The sequence below is a fragment of the Sphingomonas sp. RS6 genome (assembly GCF_054489705.1).
Genome location: NZ_JBTMWM010000004.1, coordinates 24,297 through 41,290, shown reverse-complemented (window position 1 = coordinate 41,290; position 16,994 = coordinate 24,297). Strand labels below are relative to the sequence as shown.

At 68.4% G+C, this 16,994-nt stretch carries 24 protein-coding genes and 1 tRNA gene; 12 read left to right on the top strand and 13 right to left on the bottom strand.

What is annotated here, in order from left to right; translation table 11 throughout:
• Positions 1 to 3: 3 nt before the first annotated feature.
• Together nusB and thiL are read left to right on the top strand one after the other, a co-directional pair.
• The gene (nusB, locus tag ACX40Y_RS09395; RefSeq protein WP_459119301.1) at positions 4 to 465 is read left to right on the top strand and encodes a transcription antitermination factor NusB; all 462 of its coding nucleotides are present in this window, start codon (positions 4 to 6) and stop codon (positions 463 to 465) included.
• A 28-nt stretch (positions 466 to 493) separates the two neighbouring features.
• Positions 494 to 1,396, top strand: coding sequence for a thiamine-phosphate kinase (gene thiL, locus ACX40Y_RS09390; RefSeq protein ID WP_459119300.1), 903 nt, complete (start codon positions 494 to 496; stop codon positions 1,394 to 1,396).
• Here thiL and ruvB read toward each other — a convergent pair.
• Positions 1,393 to 2,415, bottom strand: a complete 1,023-nt coding sequence (gene ruvB / locus ACX40Y_RS09385; RefSeq protein ID WP_459119299.1) for a Holliday junction branch migration DNA helicase RuvB — start codon at positions 2,413 to 2,415, stop codon at positions 1,393 to 1,395. The genes thiL and ruvB overlap by 4 nt on opposite strands.
• Positions 2,416 to 2,504: 89 nt before the next feature.
• Between ruvB and ACX40Y_RS09380 the strand changes: the two genes are divergently transcribed.
• Entirely contained in the window at positions 2,505 to 3,395 is an 891-nt protein-coding gene (locus tag ACX40Y_RS09380; protein ID WP_459119298.1) for a 2-hydroxyacid dehydrogenase, read from the top strand.
• A 92-nt stretch (positions 3,396 to 3,487) separates the two neighbouring features.
• Here the strand turns inward: ACX40Y_RS09380 and ruvA are convergent, their stop codons facing one another.
• The gene (gene ruvA / locus ACX40Y_RS09375; protein WP_459119297.1) at positions 3,488 to 4,084 is read right to left on the bottom strand and encodes a Holliday junction branch migration protein RuvA; all 597 of its coding nucleotides are present in this window, start codon (positions 4,082 to 4,084) and stop codon (positions 3,488 to 3,490) included.
• Between the two features lie 187 nt (positions 4,085 to 4,271).
• Here ruvA and ACX40Y_RS09370 point away from each other — a divergent pair, with 187 nt between their 5' ends.
• Positions 4,272 to 4,739, top strand: a complete 468-nt coding sequence (locus ACX40Y_RS09370; RefSeq protein WP_459119296.1) for a hypothetical protein — start codon at positions 4,272 to 4,274, stop codon at positions 4,737 to 4,739.
• A gap of 88 nt (positions 4,740 to 4,827) precedes the next feature.
• On the opposite strand, the gene ruvC is transcribed toward ACX40Y_RS09370, so the two are convergent.
• From ruvC to ACX40Y_RS09350, 4 genes are all read right to left on the bottom strand, one after another.
• Positions 4,828 to 5,316 carry a crossover junction endodeoxyribonuclease RuvC gene (ruvC, locus tag ACX40Y_RS09365; protein ID WP_459119295.1) on the bottom strand — a complete coding sequence of 163 codons (489 nt, stop codon included), beginning with the start codon at positions 5,314 to 5,316 and terminating at the stop codon, positions 4,828 to 4,830.
• 139 nt (positions 5,317 to 5,455) lie between these two features.
• A complete protein-coding gene (locus ACX40Y_RS09360) occupies positions 5,456 to 6,199 on the bottom strand; it encodes a YebC/PmpR family DNA-binding transcriptional regulator (RefSeq protein ID WP_459119294.1) in 744 nt (247 codons plus the stop codon).
• 94 nt (positions 6,200 to 6,293) lie between these two features.
• Positions 6,294 to 6,530, bottom strand: a complete 237-nt coding sequence (locus tag ACX40Y_RS09355; protein WP_459119550.1) for a DUF2312 domain-containing protein — start codon at positions 6,528 to 6,530, stop codon at positions 6,294 to 6,296.
• Between the two features lie 136 nt (positions 6,531 to 6,666).
• Positions 6,667 to 7,029: a DUF1244 domain-containing protein gene (locus ACX40Y_RS09350; protein ID WP_459119293.1), complete on the bottom strand. Its 363-nt coding sequence runs from the start codon at positions 7,027 to 7,029 to the stop codon at positions 6,667 to 6,669.
• Between the two features lie 72 nt (positions 7,030 to 7,101).
• Between ACX40Y_RS09350 and pyk the strand changes: the two genes are divergently transcribed.
• A complete protein-coding gene (gene pyk / locus ACX40Y_RS09345; protein ID WP_459119292.1) occupies positions 7,102 to 8,571 on the top strand; it encodes a pyruvate kinase in 1,470 nt (489 codons plus the stop codon).
• A 39-nt stretch (positions 8,572 to 8,610) separates the two neighbouring features.
• Here pyk and ACX40Y_RS09340 read toward each other — a convergent pair whose 3' ends face one another.
• Genes ACX40Y_RS09340 through ACX40Y_RS09330 form a run of 3 tightly spaced genes read right to left on the bottom strand, consistent with a single transcriptional unit; the run spans position 8,611 to position 10,222 of the window.
• Positions 8,611 to 9,255 carry a heme exporter protein CcmB gene (locus ACX40Y_RS09340; RefSeq protein ID WP_459119291.1) on the bottom strand — a complete coding sequence of 215 codons (645 nt, stop codon included), beginning with the start codon at positions 9,253 to 9,255 and terminating at the stop codon, positions 8,611 to 8,613.
• Entirely contained in the window at positions 9,252 to 9,821 is a 570-nt protein-coding gene (gene ccmA / locus ACX40Y_RS09335; RefSeq protein ID WP_459119290.1) for a heme ABC exporter ATP-binding protein CcmA, read from the bottom strand. Before ccmA ends, ACX40Y_RS09340 begins: the two co-directional genes overlap by 4 nt.
• Entirely contained in the window at positions 9,818 to 10,222 is a 405-nt protein-coding gene (locus tag ACX40Y_RS09330; protein WP_459119289.1) for a metallopeptidase family protein, read from the bottom strand. The genes ccmA and ACX40Y_RS09330 overlap by 4 nt, the downstream gene beginning before the upstream one ends.
• Before the next feature lie 47 nt (positions 10,223 to 10,269).
• On the opposite strand from ACX40Y_RS09330, the gene ACX40Y_RS09325 reads away from it, so the two are divergent.
• Positions 10,270 to 10,566: a 4a-hydroxytetrahydrobiopterin dehydratase gene (locus tag ACX40Y_RS09325; RefSeq protein WP_459119549.1), complete on the top strand. Its 297-nt coding sequence runs from the start codon at positions 10,270 to 10,272 to the stop codon at positions 10,564 to 10,566.
• A gap of 18 nt (positions 10,567 to 10,584) precedes the next feature.
• On the opposite strand, the gene ACX40Y_RS09320 is transcribed toward ACX40Y_RS09325, so the two are convergent.
• Positions 10,585 to 11,388: an energy transducer TonB gene (locus ACX40Y_RS09320; protein ID WP_459119288.1), complete on the bottom strand. Its 804-nt coding sequence runs from the start codon at positions 11,386 to 11,388 to the stop codon at positions 10,585 to 10,587.
• 23 nt (positions 11,389 to 11,411) lie between these two features.
• Here ACX40Y_RS09320 and ACX40Y_RS09315 point away from each other — a divergent pair, with 23 nt between their 5' ends.
• Positions 11,412 to 11,738 (top strand): hypothetical protein, encoded by a 327-nt coding sequence (locus ACX40Y_RS09315; RefSeq protein WP_459119287.1) that lies wholly within the window; start codon positions 11,412 to 11,414, stop codon positions 11,736 to 11,738.
• A gap of 174 nt (positions 11,739 to 11,912) precedes the next feature.
• On the opposite strand, the gene ACX40Y_RS09310 is transcribed toward ACX40Y_RS09315, so the two are convergent.
• Positions 11,913 to 12,263, bottom strand: a complete 351-nt coding sequence (locus ACX40Y_RS09310; protein WP_084582977.1) for a VOC family protein — start codon at positions 12,261 to 12,263, stop codon at positions 11,913 to 11,915.
• Between the two features lie 85 nt (positions 12,264 to 12,348).
• Between ACX40Y_RS09310 and ACX40Y_RS09305 the strand changes: the two genes are divergently transcribed.
• On the top strand, positions 12,349 to 12,963 hold the full coding sequence (locus tag ACX40Y_RS09305; protein WP_459119286.1) for a TetR/AcrR family transcriptional regulator: 615 nt from the start codon (positions 12,349 to 12,351) through the stop codon (positions 12,961 to 12,963).
• A 210-nt stretch (positions 12,964 to 13,173) separates the two neighbouring features.
• Here ACX40Y_RS09305 and ACX40Y_RS09300 read toward each other — a convergent pair whose 3' ends face one another.
• The gene (locus ACX40Y_RS09300) at positions 13,174 to 13,953 is read right to left on the bottom strand and encodes a class I SAM-dependent methyltransferase (RefSeq protein WP_459119285.1); all 780 of its coding nucleotides are present in this window, start codon (positions 13,951 to 13,953) and stop codon (positions 13,174 to 13,176) included.
• Between the two features lie 87 nt (positions 13,954 to 14,040).
• On the opposite strand from ACX40Y_RS09300, the gene ACX40Y_RS09295 reads away from it, so the two are divergent.
• The 3 genes from ACX40Y_RS09295 to ACX40Y_RS09285 all read left to right on the top strand — a co-directional run bounded on the left by ACX40Y_RS09295 (position 14,041) and on the right by ACX40Y_RS09285 (position 16,707).
• Positions 14,041 to 14,472, top strand: coding sequence for an Rrf2 family transcriptional regulator (locus tag ACX40Y_RS09295; protein WP_459119284.1), 432 nt, complete (start codon positions 14,041 to 14,043; stop codon positions 14,470 to 14,472).
• 322 nt (positions 14,473 to 14,794) lie between these two features.
• Positions 14,795 to 16,591 (top strand): aminopeptidase P family protein, encoded by a 1,797-nt coding sequence (locus tag ACX40Y_RS09290; protein WP_459119283.1) that lies wholly within the window; start codon positions 14,795 to 14,797, stop codon positions 16,589 to 16,591.
• Complete coding sequence (locus ACX40Y_RS09285; protein ID WP_459119282.1) at positions 16,573 to 16,707, top strand: hypothetical protein; 135 nt, start codon at positions 16,573 to 16,575, stop codon at positions 16,705 to 16,707. The genes ACX40Y_RS09290 and ACX40Y_RS09285 overlap by 19 nt, the downstream gene beginning before the upstream one ends.
• Here the strand turns inward: ACX40Y_RS09285 and ACX40Y_RS09280 are convergent.
• Positions 16,674 to 16,814, bottom strand: a complete 141-nt coding sequence (locus tag ACX40Y_RS09280) for a hypothetical protein (protein WP_459119281.1) — start codon at positions 16,812 to 16,814, stop codon at positions 16,674 to 16,676. The genes ACX40Y_RS09285 and ACX40Y_RS09280 overlap by 34 nt on opposite strands.
• An 88-nt stretch (positions 16,815 to 16,902) precedes the next feature.
• On the opposite strand from ACX40Y_RS09280, the gene ACX40Y_RS09275 reads away from it, so the two are divergent.
• Positions 16,903 to 16,977, top strand: a tRNA-Thr gene (locus ACX40Y_RS09275).
• Positions 16,978 to 16,994 lie beyond the last annotated feature (17 nt).

The window sequence follows — 16,994 nt, the reverse complement described above, 5'->3', positions numbered from 1 at the left end:
ATTATGGCCAGTCCGCAAGCAAAGTCCCGTTCCAAGGCGCGCGCCGCCGCGCGCCTCGGCGCCGTCCAGGCGCTGTACCAGCGCGAGATGGAGGGCACCTCGATCCCCGCGCTGCTGCATGAGTTCCACCAGCACCGGCTGGGCGCGATCATCGAAGACGTCGAATATGCCGATGCCGACATCGCCTTTTTCGACGATATCGTCAGCGGCACCGACGCCCGCCGCGAGGAGATTGACGGCATCATCGCCGGCAAGCTCGCGGCCGACTGGTCGCTCGACCGGCTCGACAAGCCGATGCGCCAGATTCTGCGTGCCGGCACCTATGAGCTGCTCGCCCGCAAGGACGTGCCGACCGGTGCGGTGATAAGCGAGTATCTGGACGTGACCGATGCCTTTTACGATCGCCGTGAAAAGGGGTTCGTGAACGGTATTCTGGATGCCATTGCCAAGGCGGTGCGCGCCTGATGTCCGCCCCTGCCCCATGCCGGGCGGGATGAACGAAGCCGCCTTCCTTGCCGGGCTGCGTCGCCTGCCGCTTCATCTCGGCGCGCGCGGGCTGCGGGACGATACGGCCGTGCTCGGCGATCTCGTCGTCACCCATGACGTGCTGGTGGAGGGCGTCCATTATCTGCCGGACGATCCGGCCGGGGATGTCGCCTGGAAGCTGCTGGCGGTGAACCTCTCCGACCTCGCCGCCAAGGGCGCGGTGCCGGAAGGCGTGCTGCTCGGCTATCCGCTGGCGGGTGACAGTGCGTGGGATGCGGCCTTTCTCGCCGGGCTGGGCGCGGCGCTGACCGCCTTTGCCTGCCCGCTGATCGGCGGCGATACCGTGACCGCGCCGGACGGTGCGCCGCGCACCCTGTCGCTCACCGCGCTCGGGCGGTCTGCCTGTGCGCCGGCGCGCAGCGGTGCGCAGCCGGGCGACCTGCTCTACGTCACCGGCAACATCGGCGACGGCGGCGCCGGGCTGGCGGTGGCGCAGTCCGGCGAGGGACCGGCGGCGCTGCTCGCCCATTACCGGCGCCCCATGCCGCGGCTGGCGGAGGGACAGGCGCTGGCGCCGGTCGTCCATGCGATGATGGACGTGTCCGACGGGCTGCTGATCGACGCGGTCCGGATGGCGGATGCCAGCGGACTGATGGTGACGATCGACCTGGCTGCCATCCCCCTCTCCCCCGACTATCGCCGGTTTCGCGGCGAAACCCGGGATGCCCGGCTCGCCGCCGTCACCGCGGGTGACGATTACGAGCTGCTGTTCGCCGCCGCCCCGGACCTGGCCCCGCCCGTCGCGGCAACCTGTGTCGGCCGGTTCGGCCCCGGCACCGGCGTCACGCTGCACCACGCCGGCACGCCGCTGCCGCTGCCCGGCCGACTGGGTTTCGAGCACGGTGCCTAATCGAACAACCCGTCCTGCGAACCCGCCGGCGGGTTCAGTCCCAGATGCTTCCATCCCGGCCCGTTCAGGCACCGCCCGCGCGCGGTGCGGGCGATCAGGCCGAGCTGGATCAGATAGGGCTCGATCACTTCCTCGATCGTGTCGCGCGGCTCGCTGAGCCCAGCCGCCAGCGTCTCGACGCCCACCGGGCCGCCGCGATAGACATCGGCGATCATCATCAGATAGCGCCGGTCCATCGCATCAAGGCCGAGGCTATCGACCTCCAGCCGGTTGAGCGCGGCATCCGCCACCTTCGCATGCACCACCGCCTCGCCCAGCACATTGGCGAAGTCGCGGACGCGGCGCAGCAAGCGCCCGGCGATGCGCGGCGTGCCCCGCGAGCGTCGCGCCACTTCGCGCGCACCATCGGGCGCAATGCCGAGGCCGAGCAGCCCGGCGGCGCGCGTCACCACCCGTTCCAGTTCGTCGACGGTGTAGAATTGCAGCCGCACCGGGATGCCGAAGCGATCGCGCAAGGGGGTGGTCAGCAGCCCCTGCCGGGTCGTCGCGCCGACCAGTGTGAAGCGCGGCAGCTCGATCCGCACGCTGCGCGCCGACGGCCCTTCGCCGATCATCAGGTCGAGCGCCCGGTCTTCCATCGCCGGGTACAGCACCTCCTCTACCGCCGGATTGAGGCGGTGGATCTCGTCGATGAACAGCACGTCGCCATCCTCGAGATTGGTGAGCAGCGCCGCGAGGTCGCCCGACTTGACGATCACCGGCCCCGAGGTGGAGCGGAATCCCACCCCCATCTCCCGCGCGATGATCTGCGCGAGCGTCGTCTTGCCGAGGCCCGGCGGGCCGAAGAAGAGGACATGGTCCAGCGCATCGCCCCGCGCCCTGGCGGCATCGATGAAAACGCGCAGATTCTCGCGCGCCGCCTTCTGCCCGACGAACTCGTCGAGCGATTTCGGGCGCAGCGCGGCATCGACATCTTCGGCGCGGCGGCCGGCGGTGAGAAGGCGGTCAGGTTCGGTCATCATGCTCAAATCACGCTGTAGCCGCCGCGACGACCGGGGTCGATCGACGCCGCTGGCGAATCTGCGCGGACAGGCGCATCGTTACGGCCATGGTCGACCTGTATCTCGGAACCGGCATATCGGATGCGTTTCGCGCCGAACTCGCGCGGCGCTTCACGCTGCACGAAGGCGCGCCCCCGCCGTCGACCCGCGCCATCGTCGGCGGCGGGCAGTTGCAGCTTGGTGCCGATCTGCTCGACCGTCTGCCGGCGCTGGAAATCGTCGCCATCAACGGCGTCGGCCATGACGGGCTGGACCTCGACGCGCTGCGCGCACGCGGCGTGCGCGTGACCACCACGCCCGATGTGCTGACCGACGACGTCGCCGACCTCGCCATCGGGCTGATGCTGGCGGTGCAGCGCCGGATCGCCGCCAATGATGCGCTGGTGCGCCGCGGCGGCTGGCAGGCGCCGGTGGGGCGACATGCCAGCAACCGCCGGATCGGGATTTTCGGGTTCGGCAGGATCGGCGCGTCGATCGCCGCCCGCGCCACCCCCTTTGCCCGCGAGGTGCTCTACACTGCGCGGCGCCCGAAGCCCGTGCCCTGGCGTTTCATGCCCGATATCGGCGCGCTGGCGGCGGCGAGCGACGTGCTGATCCTCGCCGCCCCCGGCACGGCCGCGACCGCATCGATCGTCAATGCCGATGTGCTCAATCGCCTCGGGCCGACGGGCGTTCTGGTCAATGTCGCGCGCGGCAGCCTGGTCGACGAGGATGCGCTGATCGCGGCATTGTGGAGCGGCACCATCGCCGGCGCGGGGCTCGACGTGTTCACCGACGAACCGCATGTCCCGAAGGCGTTGCTCACGCTGGAACAGGTGGTGCTCGCGCCGCATCAGGGCAGCGCCACGCACGAAACGCGCGCGGCGATGGCGGCACTGGTGCTGGCCAACCTCGACGCGCATTTCGCCGGCGAGCCGCTGCCGACTCCGCTGCTGTAACCGGTCCGCACCCGCCGGATAAGGCGAAGGCGAGGCGGGGACCGCCGCCGCGGCGCGCGCTGGCCGCATCGGCGAGGATCGGGAGGCGCCGCTCATTTCGCCGCCTTGCGCAGCGCGAGGCGGACGAGCGCGTCGAGCGTCGCGGCCGGACCGAGTTCGTCGCTCGCGGCGCTGACCGCCGCGCCGGCCTCGGCCGGCTTGAAGCCGAGGTTGAGCATCGCCGACACCGCATCGGCCGCCGCGCCGCCGCTGGGGACCGCCGTTGCCCCCGCGCCGCCAAGCGCGAGGCCGCCAGCCTTGTCCTTCAATTCGTTGACGATGCGCTGGGCGAGCTTCGGCCCGACTCCGTTGGCGCGCGCGATCGTTGCGGCATCGGCGCGGGCGACGGCGGTGCGCAGTTCCTCCGGCGCGAGGATCGAGAGGATCGCCAGCGCCACCTTCGCCCCCACCCCCTGCACGCTGGTGAGCAGCTTGAACCAGTCCCGCTCGTCGGCGCTGGCAAAGCCCATCAGCCGGATCGAATCCTCGCTGACCAGCATCTCGGTATGGATCGTCACCAGCTCGCCGACCGGCCCGAGCTTGTCGAGCGTCTTGGCCGAGGCACCGACCAGATAGCCGACCCCGTTCACATCGATCACCGCATGATCGGCGCCGCTCGCCGCCAGCTGGCCGCGAAGATGCGCGATCATCGTAGCACCGCCAAAGTTGCCAAAGTTGACACTCTCGCGCGTAACAGCGGCGGGGTGCACATTGCCTTGCCGGACAGGCGGAAAAGGGTGGGTCTGGCCATGACCGGTACATAAGCGGAACATGGTGCAGTAGGAAAGGCAAATCGGCAGAAGCGGCTGGCGGAAACGGGCCGAGCACCCCAGCTTGATGATGAAGCGGGCGGAGGGGGAAATGATGGTCGCGACATTGCTGGGACTTTGGCTGGCGCTGCTGCTGGCGGGCGAGACACCGGTCGGGCAGATGTTGCGGCGCGGCCTGATCGAGGCGCCCGCACGATGGCTGATGCGCTGGTCGCGCGGCGACCTGCTGCTGACGCTGTTGGTCGTGACCGGCGCGGCGTTGCTGATCTGGCTGATGGAGGATGAGGGGCGGCTGCTGATCGGCATGTTCGGGCCGGAATTGGTCAGCACCCTGATGATGTTCGAGGTGAGCGCGTGGCTCGACGCGCTGGTGACGCTGGTGGCGATGGGATCGGCGCTGCGCCTGCGCGGGGTGCGGCAATGGGTGACGATGCGGCTGCCGAGGCGCCGGGCACGCGCTGTCCGTACGCGGCGAGCGAAGCGCCCGGCGGCAGCGAACGATGGCGAGGACGGGCCGGTCGCACTGGCGGCGTAGCGGCGCGGGATCGCGACGGGTTTTGCCGCGGCCGCCCCCTCCACCATATGCAGCATGCCCCTCCCCGTGCCGGGGAGGAATGGTGGGGTCAGCGGATGCCCATCCGGGCGCTGGCGAGGTGATGCGCGTGGCAGATCGCCACGGCGAGCGCATCGGCGGCGTCGGGGCCGGCGATCTTCACGCCGGGGAGCAGGCGCGAGACCATCGCATGGACCTGATCCTTGTCGGCATTGCCGACGCCGACCACCGATTTCTTGACCGTGCTGGGCTTGTATTCGCCGACATCGATCCCGCCGCGCGCCGCCGCGCAGAGCACCACGCCGCGCGCCTGGCCGAGCTTGAGCGTCGACTGGGCGTTGGAATTGACGAACACCTCCTCGACCGCCGCCGCCTGCGGATCATGATCGGCGATCAGTGCGGCGAGCATCGCATCGAGATGCGCGAGGCGGCGCGGCAATGGCGCCTCGGTATCGGTGACGAGCTTGCCGTTGGCGACATGGGCCAGCCGGTTGCCCTCGGCACGGATCAGCCCCCAGCCGGTGGTGCCGAGGCCGGGGTCGAGGCCGAGGATCAGCATCGATCCTCCGCGGGACGGAGAGCACGACCAGTCAAGGGCTGTTGGAGAGGGCTCCCCGCCAGCGAATCCGATGGGGAAGCCCCCCTCCACCACCGCTTCGCGGCGGTCCCCCTCCCCGTTCCGGGGAGGATCGGAAAGATCAACCCAGCTTCTCCATGACGTCGTCGGGCACTTCGTAATTGCCCCAGACGGTCTGGACGTCGTCATCATCGTCGAGCGCGTCGATCAGCTTGAACAGCGTCGCAGCGTCGTCGGCGCCGACCGTGACCATCGTCTGCGGGCGCCAGGCGAGCTTCGCGCCTTCGGATTCGCCGAGTACCGCTTCCAGCGCCTTGGCGACTTCGTGGAGATCGGCCTGCGCGGTCCAGATCTCGTGGCCGTCCTCGCCGCTGGTGACGTCCTCGGCGCCCGCTTCGAGCGCCGCCTCGAACACCTTTTCGGCATCGCCGACGCTCGCCGGATAGTTGATCAGGCCCACCCGATCAAAGGCGTGGCTGACCGAGCCCGAGGCGCCGAGATTGCCGCCATTCTTCGACACGGCGGTGCGGACATTGGTGGCGGTGCGATTGCGATTGTCGCTCAGCGCCTCGATGATGAGGCTGACGCCGCCGGGGCCGAAGCCTTCGTAGCGGATTTCCTCGTAATTCTCGGTATCGCCCTTCGATGCCTTGTCGATCGCGCGCTGGATATTGTCCTTGGGCATCGACTGCGCCTTGGCGGCGTTGATCGCGGCGCGCAGGCGCGGGTTCATGTCCGGATCGGGCAGGCCCATCTTGGCCGCGACGGTGATTTCGCGGCTGAGCTTGGAGAACATGCCCGAGCGCTTCTTATCCTGCGCGCCCTTGCGGTGCATGATGTTCTTGAATTTGGAATGGCCTGCCATGATGAACCCGAACTGCCTGCGGTGATGAAGGGCGGAGCGCCCGCGTTGGCGCCTGTCTAGCGCGTGGCGCCCGCGAGCGCCACTTCGGCGCGGATCAGATGCCGAGCGCCTGCTTGTACGTCTCGAGCAGCATTTCCGCCTCGTCGCGGTGATGCTTCTCCATCTTGCGCAGGCGGATGATCGTCCGCATCGTCTTGACGTCGAAGCCGGTCGACTTGGCTTCGGCATAGACGTCCTTGATGTCGTCGGCGATGCCCTTCTTTTCCTCTTCGAGCCGCTCGATGCGCTCGATCAGGAGGCGAAGCTGCTCGGCGGAAATATTGTCGGACATTGGGGGAAGCTCCTGAAAATTGGCGGGGCCGGGCCAGGGCACCGGCAGATCGGCCGGCGCCACGGCCATCCGGCACGCATGAAGACGAAGCGCGCCGCTTAAAGAAGCCGCGCGCCGCGCTCAAGCCCCGTCGCGATCAGCGACCGGGTTCGGTGATCGACGGCGGATCGCTCGCCGGGAAGCTCTCGTCGAGCGCCTCGTCGAGCGCGGCGTTCTTTTTCAGGCTGGCTTCCATCCGCGCGAGCTGTTCGGGCGTCGCCTCGGTCTGGTGCTTCGCCTTCCACTCGGCCTGGTCCATGCCATAGACGATGCGGCGGGCGGCGGCCTTTTCGATCGAGGGATCGGCCTCGTGGATCCAGTCGCCCAGGCAGTTGCGGCAAAAGCCGGAAAGGCCCATCAGATCGACATTCTGCGCGTCGCTGCGGTGACGAAGATGGCGCACGAGGCGGCGGAATGCGGCGGCTGCGGTGGCATCGTCGAGCCGGTCAAGTTCGTCCATTGGGCACCTCCGGAGTTGATCGCAGCGCATTAGAGGTTAGAGGCGGGCGGGCACAAGCCGAGGATGACAACGATGACACAGGCGATCTCCCCCCGCTCGCGCAAGGTTCGCGTGCTGGCGACCCTTGGGCCGGCGAGCGCCACCCCCGAGATGATCGAGCGGCTGTTCCGCGCCGGCGCCGACGCGTTCCGCATCAACATGAGCCACGGCGACCAGGCGTCGAAGATCCCGCTGTTCGAGGCGATTCGCGGCCTGGAAAAGGTGACCGGCCGGCCGACGACGATCCTGGCCGACCTTCAAGGCCCGAAGCTGCGCGTCGGCAAGTTCGCCGAGGGCAAGGTGATGCTCGTCACCGGCCATGAATTCACGCTCGACCGCGATTCGACACCGGGCGATGCGGCGCGCGTCGAACTGCCCCACCGCGAGATTTTCGAGGCGGCGCACCCCGATGCGCGGCTGCTGCTCGACGACGGCAAGCTGGTGCTGCGCGTGACGCATGCCGCGCCGGACCGGATCACGACGATCGTCGAGGTGGGCGGGCCGCTGTCGAACAACAAGGGCCTCAACGTTCCCGACATGGTGCTGCCGCTGGCCGCGCTGACCGAGAAGGACCGCAGCGACCTGAGCTTCGCGGTCGAACAGGGCGCGGACTGGATCGCGCTGAGCTTCGTCCAGCGGCCCGAGGATCTGATGGAGGCGCGCCGGCTGATCGGCGGCAAGGCGGCGCTGCTCGCCAAGATCGAGAAGCCGTCGGCGATCGCCCGGCTGGACGAGATCATGGAGCAGTGCGACGGCGTGATGGTGGCGCGCGGCGACCTGGGCGTCGAGCTGCCGCCGCAATCGGTGCCGCCGCTGCAGAAGCGGATCGTCGAGACCGCGCGCCGGCTGGGCCGGCCGGTGATCGTCGCGACGCAGATGCTCGAATCGATGATCGAGAGCCCCTCGCCCACCCGCGCCGAAGTGTCGGACGTGGCGACGGCGGTCTATGACGGCGCCGACGCGATCATGCTGTCGGCCGAAAGCGCGGCGGGCAAATGGCCGGTCGAATCGGTGTCGATGATGAACTCGATCGCCGATGCGGTGGAGCGCGATCCGGCGCATGGCGACCGCGTCCATTTCACCGTCACCAAGCCCGATCCGACCACCGCCGACGCGCTGGCCGAGGCGGCGAAGAACATCGCCGCAACGGTTTCGGCGGCGGCGATCATCTGCTTCACCAGCTCGGGCTCGACCGCACGGCGCATCGCCCGCGAGCGGCCGAGCGTACCGATCCTGGTGCTGACGCCCGAGCGCGAGACGGCGCGGCGGCTGGGCCTGCTCTGGGGCACGCATGCGGTGAACACCCGCGACGTCGAATCGTTCGAGGAAATGGTCGCCAAGGCCAAGCGCATGGCGCTGCGCCACGGGCTGGCCAAGGCGGGTGACCGGGTGATCGTGTGCGCCGGCGTGCCGTTCAAGACGCCAGGTTCGACGAACGTGCTGCACGTCGTGACGATCGTCGGCGACGAGCTGACCAGCTATCAGGGCGCCGAGGGCAACTGAGCCATATTCCCCCGTCGCGCCCGGCGCGGCGGGGGACGTTCATCCCCGCCCCATCCGCATCGCCGCGCCCGCGACGAACGGGCATCCCGCGACCAGCAACAGGCTGATCGCCGCGAGCAGCTTCAACGCGCCGGGCTGACCGGCGGTGGCGCCGGTGCCGAAGATCAGCAGCGGCACCGCGAAGGGCAGCATCACGAGCCCGGCCAGCGCGCCCGCGCCGCGCAGGCCCGCGACCAGCGCCGCCGTGGCGATGCCGAGCGCCGCCAGCCCCGGCGTGCCGATCAGCAGCCCGACCAGGATCGTCCCCAAGGCGTCGCCCGGCACGCGCAGCAGCGCGGCGGCGATGCCGGTGGCGACGAGCAGCGGCGGCGCGAAGCCGAGCCAGTGGCCGAGCATCTTTGCCGCGGCGATCCCCGCATCCGAAAAGCCGCGCACCACCAACTGGTCGAGCACGCCACTTTCGGCATCGGGCGCGATCAACCGCTCGACCGGCAGCAACGCCGCGAGCAGCGCCGATGCCCAGATCACCCCGCCGCCGATCCGGGCGAGCAGCCGCCCATCAGGGCCGACCGCGAACGGAAACAGGATCGCCACCAGCAGGAAGAACGCGACCGGCATGACCAGCCCGCCGCTGCGCCACGCGCGCTGAAGCTCGCGCCAGACCAGCGCGGCGACGCCGCTCACAGCGTCACCGCGATCGCGCCGGGCAGCGCCAGCGGCAGATGCGTGGCAACGAGCGCGATGCCGCCCCCCGCGCGGTGCGTGGCGATGCGATCGGCAAGCGCCTCGACTGCGGCGGTATCGAGGCCGTTGGCGGGCTCGTCGAGCAGCCAGACCGGCGCGCCACTGGCCATGACCCGCGCCAGCGCGGCGCGGCGGCGCTGGCCGGTCGACAGCAGCCGCACCGGCACCGCCGCAAGATGGCCGAGGCCGACCGCATCGAGCGCCGCCGGCACCGCATCGCGCGTGCCATCAAGCCTTGCCCAGAAGCCGAGCGCGTCGCCCAGCGGCGCCTCGCCATCGAGCGCCGCCGCCTCGCCGATCAGCGCGCGCGCGCCCTCCCCCGCCACCCGGCCGGCGGCGGGCGCGAGCAGCCCGGCGGCGATGCGGATCAGGCTGGACTTGCCGACCCCGTTCGGCCCGCGGACATGCGCGGCATCGCCCGGCCCCAGCGCGAAGCCGAGCGCGTCGAACAGCACCCGGCCGCCGCGCACGCAGGTGACGTCGTGAAAGGCGAGCGAGGCGCTCAATCCTGATCGTCTTCCAGCGCGTGCATATCGTCGTCCGACAGGCCGAAATGATGACCGACTTCATGGACGACGACATGGTTGACCAGCTCGGCGAGCGGCACGCCGGTTTCGACCCATTCGTCGAGGATCGCGCGGCGATACAGATGGATGCGATCGGGCAGCGCGCCCGATTCGAACGAGGATTTCTCGCCCAGCGGACGGCCGTGATAAAGGCCGCTCAGCGCGAACGGATCGTCGATGCCGAGCGCGTCAAGCGTCTCGTCATCGGCAAATTCCTCGACCAGCAGCACGACGCCGTCGAGATGCGACTGGAACGGCTCGGGAATGCGCGCCAGCGCGTCGCGGGCGAGCCGTTCGATCGTCGCCGCATCGGGCGGGTGGCTTGGCGCTTGCTCCGGCATCCGCGAATGCATAGGCGGAGCGACGGAGAAGGAGCAAGAGAGGCCGAATCATGGTGGGACGTTTGACCGACGGACTGCGCGAGGAATCGCTCGCGACGCTGCCCGGCTGGAGCTATGACGCGGCGCGCGACGCGATCCGCCGGCGCTTCACCTTCGCCGATTTCAACCAGGCGTTCGGCTTCATGACGCGCGTGGCGCTGATCGCCGAGAAGACCGATCACCATCCCGAATGGTCGAACGTGTGGAACCGCGTCGACATCGTGCTGACCACGCACGATGTGGGCGGGCTATCGACGCGCGACATCCAGATGGCGCAGGCGATCGACGCGCTGGTCGCGGGGTGATCGCGGGCCGATCGGCGGTCAGGGCGCGGCGGGCCGGTCCCATAATTCCCACACCTGTTCGCCGGTGACGGTATCGGCATAGGGGCGGCCGGCGGCATCGAGGCTGGGGCGATAGCGGAAGCGCTTGACGATCAGCCGGCACGTCGTCTCGTCGAGCGCGGCATTGCCGCTCGACCGGGTGACGGTGCAATGGGTGACGCGGCCCTTGACCCCGACGATAAAGCGCAGCCCGACCGTGCCGCTCGCCCCCGCCCGCAGCGCCGCGCGCGGATAATCCGATCCGTCGATATGGCCGGCGATCAGCCGCAGCGGCATGCCGCCGCCCCCGCCAGGGCCATCGCCGCGCCCGCCGCTGCCTGTCCCCTCCCCCATGCCGCCGGCGCCGGTGCCCGGCCCGGCGACGGGGGCGGCGCCGCTGCTCGCATCGTCGCCCGTGGCGGCCTTTGGCGCGGCGACGATCGGCGGCGGCGGCAAGGCCACGAGCGGCGGCGGGGCGGCGATCTCGGTCGCGCGCGAGACGCGGTTGGGGGGCGCCGCCGCACCTTCGCGCTCGGGCGCGGCCTGGCGCGGGGCGACGGGCGCGCGGGGCGGATCGGGCACGGGCGGAACGGCGAAGGCGATGATCGCGGGGTCGGGCTCAACGGGGCGCGCGCGATGCGAGGCGAGGCCGATCACCAGCAGCCAGGCGAGCAGCCCCTCGGCCAGCAGCGCGGCCGCCGCGCCCCGCCAGCGCAGGCCGCGCGCAGGGGCGCGACGCGGCGCCGCACGTCGCGTTGCGGGTTCATCGCCCGGACAGGCAGGATCGGCCATCACGCTGGTCACTCGGAACGGAGATGGGGTCGATGATGCGCAAGACAATCATGGCGTTGAGCGCGCTTGCGCTGGCGATGCCGGTGGCGATGCCCGCCCCCGCCGCCCATGCCCAGTCGCGCTACGAAGGCCATTCGACGGCGCGGCACCGGACCGGCACGGTCAGGAAATGCCGCCGATCGAAGGGGCGTACCGGCCTGATCGCCGGCGGCGTGATCGGCGTGCTGGCCGGGCCGGCAGTGCTCGGCCACGGCCTGCTCGGCGCGGTGGCGGGCGGCGCCGGCGGCGCGCTCGGCGGCCGCGCGATCGACCGCAGCCTCACCGCCAAGGACCGCTGCCATGCGGTGAAGCGGCGGCGCTGAGGGGAGCGCTGCGAATGCGTTCACGCTGGTTGGGCTGAGAGCGCCGATTTCGACCAAACCCGGTCGTTCAGCGCCGCGCCAGCGAACGTCCGGTCGTGACTGAAGCTGCCGATCGGGCTGATCCAATCGATTCCATTTGCCACCGTTCGAAGGCCCTGAGCTTGCTCTTGAAAGCTATTCTATGACCCGGCCGATGCGAACGAGAAGGCCGCTCGGATCGCTGACGGCGAACTCATACGTACCCCATGGCTTCGCGTGCGGGGCACCTTCTTCAATAATTAGCTCCCGCACGGCATCCGCCATTGCATCCACGTCGTCGACATACAGGTACAGCCCAAAAGGATTGTCCTCGATATTCTTAGGCCAACCAATTGCATGAGTCAGATGGAGATGCCAGCCTCGGCCATCTTCAAGAATGCGGTAATGACCATAGTCGCTGACGACTGAGAACATCAGACGCCGGTAAAACGCCTCGCTCGCATCAAGATTGCTGCTAGGTATGATTGCAACCGCACGATGATCCATGCCTGTACGCTCCGTGATTGATCTTCAGTTTGATGTGAGGGCCGGGGCAGCCGTTGGCGAGTGTTAAAATGCCGCTGGAGAGCCGATGCGGACTTTCGCCCTCGATAGTCCGGCGCGCCGATGTTTCTACGTCGATGCGCGAATGGTACATCGGGGCATGTCGGAACATCACTCCTCGAGCACCCGTCGGCTATCCAGCACCGAGACAGCCATCACGGATGCATTCCACGCCTTGGCGCTCGGAAAGCGGTACGGTGCGATTCGCGTGGTCGACATCATCAGCCATGCCGGCGTGGGAAAATCCACGTTCTACGAGCACTTCAGTGGGAAGGACGAAGTTCTTCTGTCGGCCATGCAACCAATCCTGCTGACGCTCGCCACCGCTGCGTCGGGGCGTGCAGCGCGTTCATACGTTCGACCTGTGATCGAGCATCTCTGGGAACGACGATCTGTCGCAAGACCGATCATTGATTCGACAGCGGGTTCGATCCTCCAGCGTCGCTTGGCGGATACCATAGCCAGACATGGCGGCAGGTGGACCGGCGCTGGGGAAACTCCCCTTTTCGCGGTTGGCATTGCAGCGGCCCAACTGTCGATGCTGCGCTGCTGGCTGGCGGGTCACGTAACTGCCACGGTCGACATGATGACCGACCAACTGATCGCCTGCTCCCGGCTCAGGGACGGTGATCTGACCTTATAAGCGGGAGACACGAGAAGCTCCCGATTTCGGAACACTATCGTTGTCGGGGGCCAGGTTAGTCCGGCAGTAGGCGACCAACTGAAGCCGCTTTCCTGCCTGTGGCTGACCGGCCGGTCCCGATGAAACTGGTCATTCCCGCCCTGGCCCGTCGTCTCTGCTCGCAGGCACTCCCATATGTTCATCTGGGTTATCGCGGCGAATGGTTCGACCTCAGCGTCGGGCCACGGCGATCAGCGCGGTCGAAGCGATAGGAAGGATCGCACGATCGCCAGCCATTTTCCGGACCTCGGCGATGACAGCGGCTTTCTCTGCATCGCTCAAGCTGGTCCAGTCGGAGGACATGCCGAACAACGCGTCGGGTTCGGCAAGTGCGGCGATATCGAGCGCAAAGTCGTGGGTGACATGCTCGATCTGCGGATCATGGAACCCGGCGGCAACCAATTCACGTGCCAAATCGCCTGGGTCGCTCAGCGCTTTGACCGCCTCGGGCATGGTCATGCCGTTACGCTCGGGGAACAGCTTGCGACGGATCTGGCCGAGCAGCAGGAAGGTCGCAGCACCGCTGTCCTGCCAAGTCGCGACCACGCCATGTCCGCCGGCGCGCGTCACCCTGGCCATCTCGGAAAGGCCTTTGCGCCAATCGGGAAACATGATGACCCCAAAGATGGTGAAGGCTGCATCGAAATGGCCGTCTTCAAAGGACAGCGCCTGCCCATCCATCACGCGCGTCTCTACATTGGGCAAGTTCGCTCTCGCGATGCGGGCCACCATACCGGGGGAGAAGTCGGTCGCGACCACCTGTGCTCCGGTTCGTGCCGCTGTCAGTGCCAGCGCGCCCGTGCCGGCCGCGACGTCAAGAACGCGGCTGTCGGGTGTCAGCGCGACGCGCGCGAGCGCTGCCTCGGCATAGTGGACGGTGAAGGGGTGAGCGGTCTTCTCATAATGCTCGGCAGCGGTGTCCCAATGATCCGGGTTTTCGAACGCAGGCATCTTCGGCACTCCACGAATCATGTAACCTTTTATGTATCGTGATGTGATGCTCTTGCCAATCCCAGTTTGCCCATAGAGAACCATGTCGTGCGTAATGACAGCCGCCTTTCGCGAATGCTTCATGTGCTGCTCCACATGGCCAGGCATGATGGTCCGATGACCTCGGAGGCGATCGCCCGCATGCTGGGCACGAACCCTGTCGTAGTCCGGCGCACCATGGCGGGGCTGCGCGACGCTGGGTATGTGCGGTCGGAAAAGGGCCATGGCGGTGGCTGGGCAATCGCGACGGAATTGCGGAACGTGTCGTTGCTTGATGTCCACCGTGCAGTAGGCGGACCTCGCCTGTTCGCCATCGGCAATGGGCACTCTAATCCCGATTGCGCGGTCGAGAAGGTCGTCAACGCAGCGGTTGACGATGCGCTACGCGACGCCGAGGCACTGCTGGTCGCACGGCTGGGTGCCGTCAGCCTTGCGGAATTGGCGCGCGCTTTCGATGCGCACTGCAGTCCGGCCCGCTAACTTTGCGCCTAAATATCGAGAGATGCCTGATTGTCCGCTCCTGCCACAAGCAGTCGCTGCCGAGAAAGGCACGAGCGGCAGGTAAGTCCCAACCCTCGCCCTGAGCGCCACGTCGACACGGGCCCGCGACAACCCGCCGCCTTATCTGAGTCCAGCCGACCGGCACCTCCGGGCGCAAGCCCCGCCCTATCCGAGCCGAGCCCCCACCCCTTCTCATCTGCGCGGGCATGCGCCAAAGCTGGGGCATCCTCGCGACTCGCCCGCGCTTCGGCGACCCGGTCCCGGCGCAGCGAGCCGCCTTATGCCGATGCAGGAAGCGCCGATGTCTACTTATGCCGATCGCCTCAACGCCCTTCGCGAGCAGCTTGCCCGCGAGCGGCTCGATGGCTTTGTCGTCCCGCTCACCGACGAGCATATGTCCGAATATGTCGGCGATTATGCGCAGCGGCTCGGCTGGCTGACCGGGTTTCAGGGATCGGCCGGCACCGCCGTCGTGCTGCCGCAGGAAGCGGCGATCTTTACCGACGGGCGCTACACGCTTCAGGTGCGCCAGCAGGTTTCGGCCGACCAATGGGCCTATGTCGGCGTGCCGGCGACGAGCGTTTCGGACTGGCTGGGCGCGCATGCCCCGGCCGGCGGGCGGATCGGCTATGATCCGTGGCTGCACACCCGCGCCTGGGTGGAGGAGGCACGCAAGGCGCTGGCCGAGAAGGGTGCGGAACTGGTGCCGGTGACGCGCAACCCGATCGACGCGGTCTGGGCCGACCAGCCCCGGCCTTCGGACGCGCCGATGGACGTGCTGGACGAGGCACTGGCCGGCAAGTCCTCCGCCGCCAAGCGCGCCGAGATCGCCGACTGGCTCCAGGCGCGGCACGCCGATGCGGTGGTGATCGCGGCGCTCGATTCGATCGCCTGGACGTTCAACGTGCGCGGCGGCGACGTGACGCACACGCCGGTGGCGCTCGCCTATACGATCGTCCATGCCGACGGCACCGCCGACCTGTTCGTCGCGCCGGAAAAGGTGACAGACGCGGTGCGCCAGCATCTCGGCAACGCGGTGCGCGTACATGAACGCGCCGCCTTCGCGCCTGCGCTGGCCGGTTTTGCGGACAAGCGCGTCGTCGCCGATCCGGGCAGCGCCGTCGCCGCGATTTTCGACGCGCTCGATGCGGGCGGCGCCACCATCGTCGCGCAGCGCGACCCGGTGATCCTGGCCAAGGCGATCAAGAACCCGGCCGAAGTGGCCGGGCACAAGGCGGCGCAGGCGCGAGACGGCGCCGCGCTCAGCCGCTTCCTGCGCTGGTTCGAGCAGGCGGCGCCGCAGGGGGGCCTGACCGAAATGTCGGCGGCCGACAAGCTGCGCGAATTCCGCGAGGCGACCGGGCGGTTGAAGGACCTTTCGTTCGACACGATCTCCGCCACCGGCCCCAATGGCGCGATCCCGCATTACAAGGTGACCGACGAGTCGAGCCTGCCCATCGAACGCGGCCAGCTCTATCTGGTCGATTCGGGCGGGCAATATGGCGACGGCACCACCGACGTCACCCGGGTGATGCCGGTGGGCGAGGCGAGCCATGAGATGAAGGACCGCTTCACCCGCGTGCTCAAGGGGCATATCGCGATCGCCACCGCGATCTTCCCGGACGGGACGACGGGGGCGCAGATCGACGGCTTTGCGCGGCGGCCGCTATGGGAAGCGGGGCTCGATTTCGCGCACGGCACCGGCCACGGCGTCGGCGCCTATCTGGCGGTGCATGAAGGACCGCAGCGGATCGCCCCGCCCAGCTATCCCGGCGGCCAGGCGCTGGAGCCGCTGCGTGCGGGCATGTTCCTCTCGAACGAGCCGGGCTATTACAAGGCCGGCGAATATGGCATCCGAATCGAGAATCTGGTGCACATCGTCGAGCGCACGATCCCGGGCGGCGACCAGCCGATGCTGGCGTTCGAGACGCTGACCTTCGCGCCGATCGAGCGAACGCTTATTTTACCCGATCTGTTAACCGCATCGGAACGCGAATGGCTCAACCTGTACCATGCGCGGGTGCTTGAGCTGATCGGCCCGCAACTGGATGGGGACGAGCGGCAATGGCTGGTGGAGAAATGCGCGCCAATCGGATGATGTGGTTCCTGGCCGGCGCGGTAACGATGGCGATGTACCTGATGGGGCCGCACGCGATCGTCACCGAAGCCTATGCGCTGGGTCATTTCGCCGGCGACTGGGTCCGATCCCGCTGATCGTCGTCACCGGGCGCATCAACGGCGGCACGGGCCTGGGCCTTGCGCCGCCGGAGATTGGCCCGCAGCGCCTCTGCCAGACGCGCTTTCTTTTCGATATCGCTCATGGTGCGACGATAAACTGTGGTGATGCGGGTTGACAATCGGGTGGCGACCTGCACATAGGCCCCTCCCGCCCGGGCTGGCCCGGCGAGTGCTGCCGTAGCTCAGTGGTAGAGCGCATCCTTGGTAAGGCTGAGGTCGCGAGTTCAATCCTCGCCGGCAGCACCATTTTTTCCTCATAGATG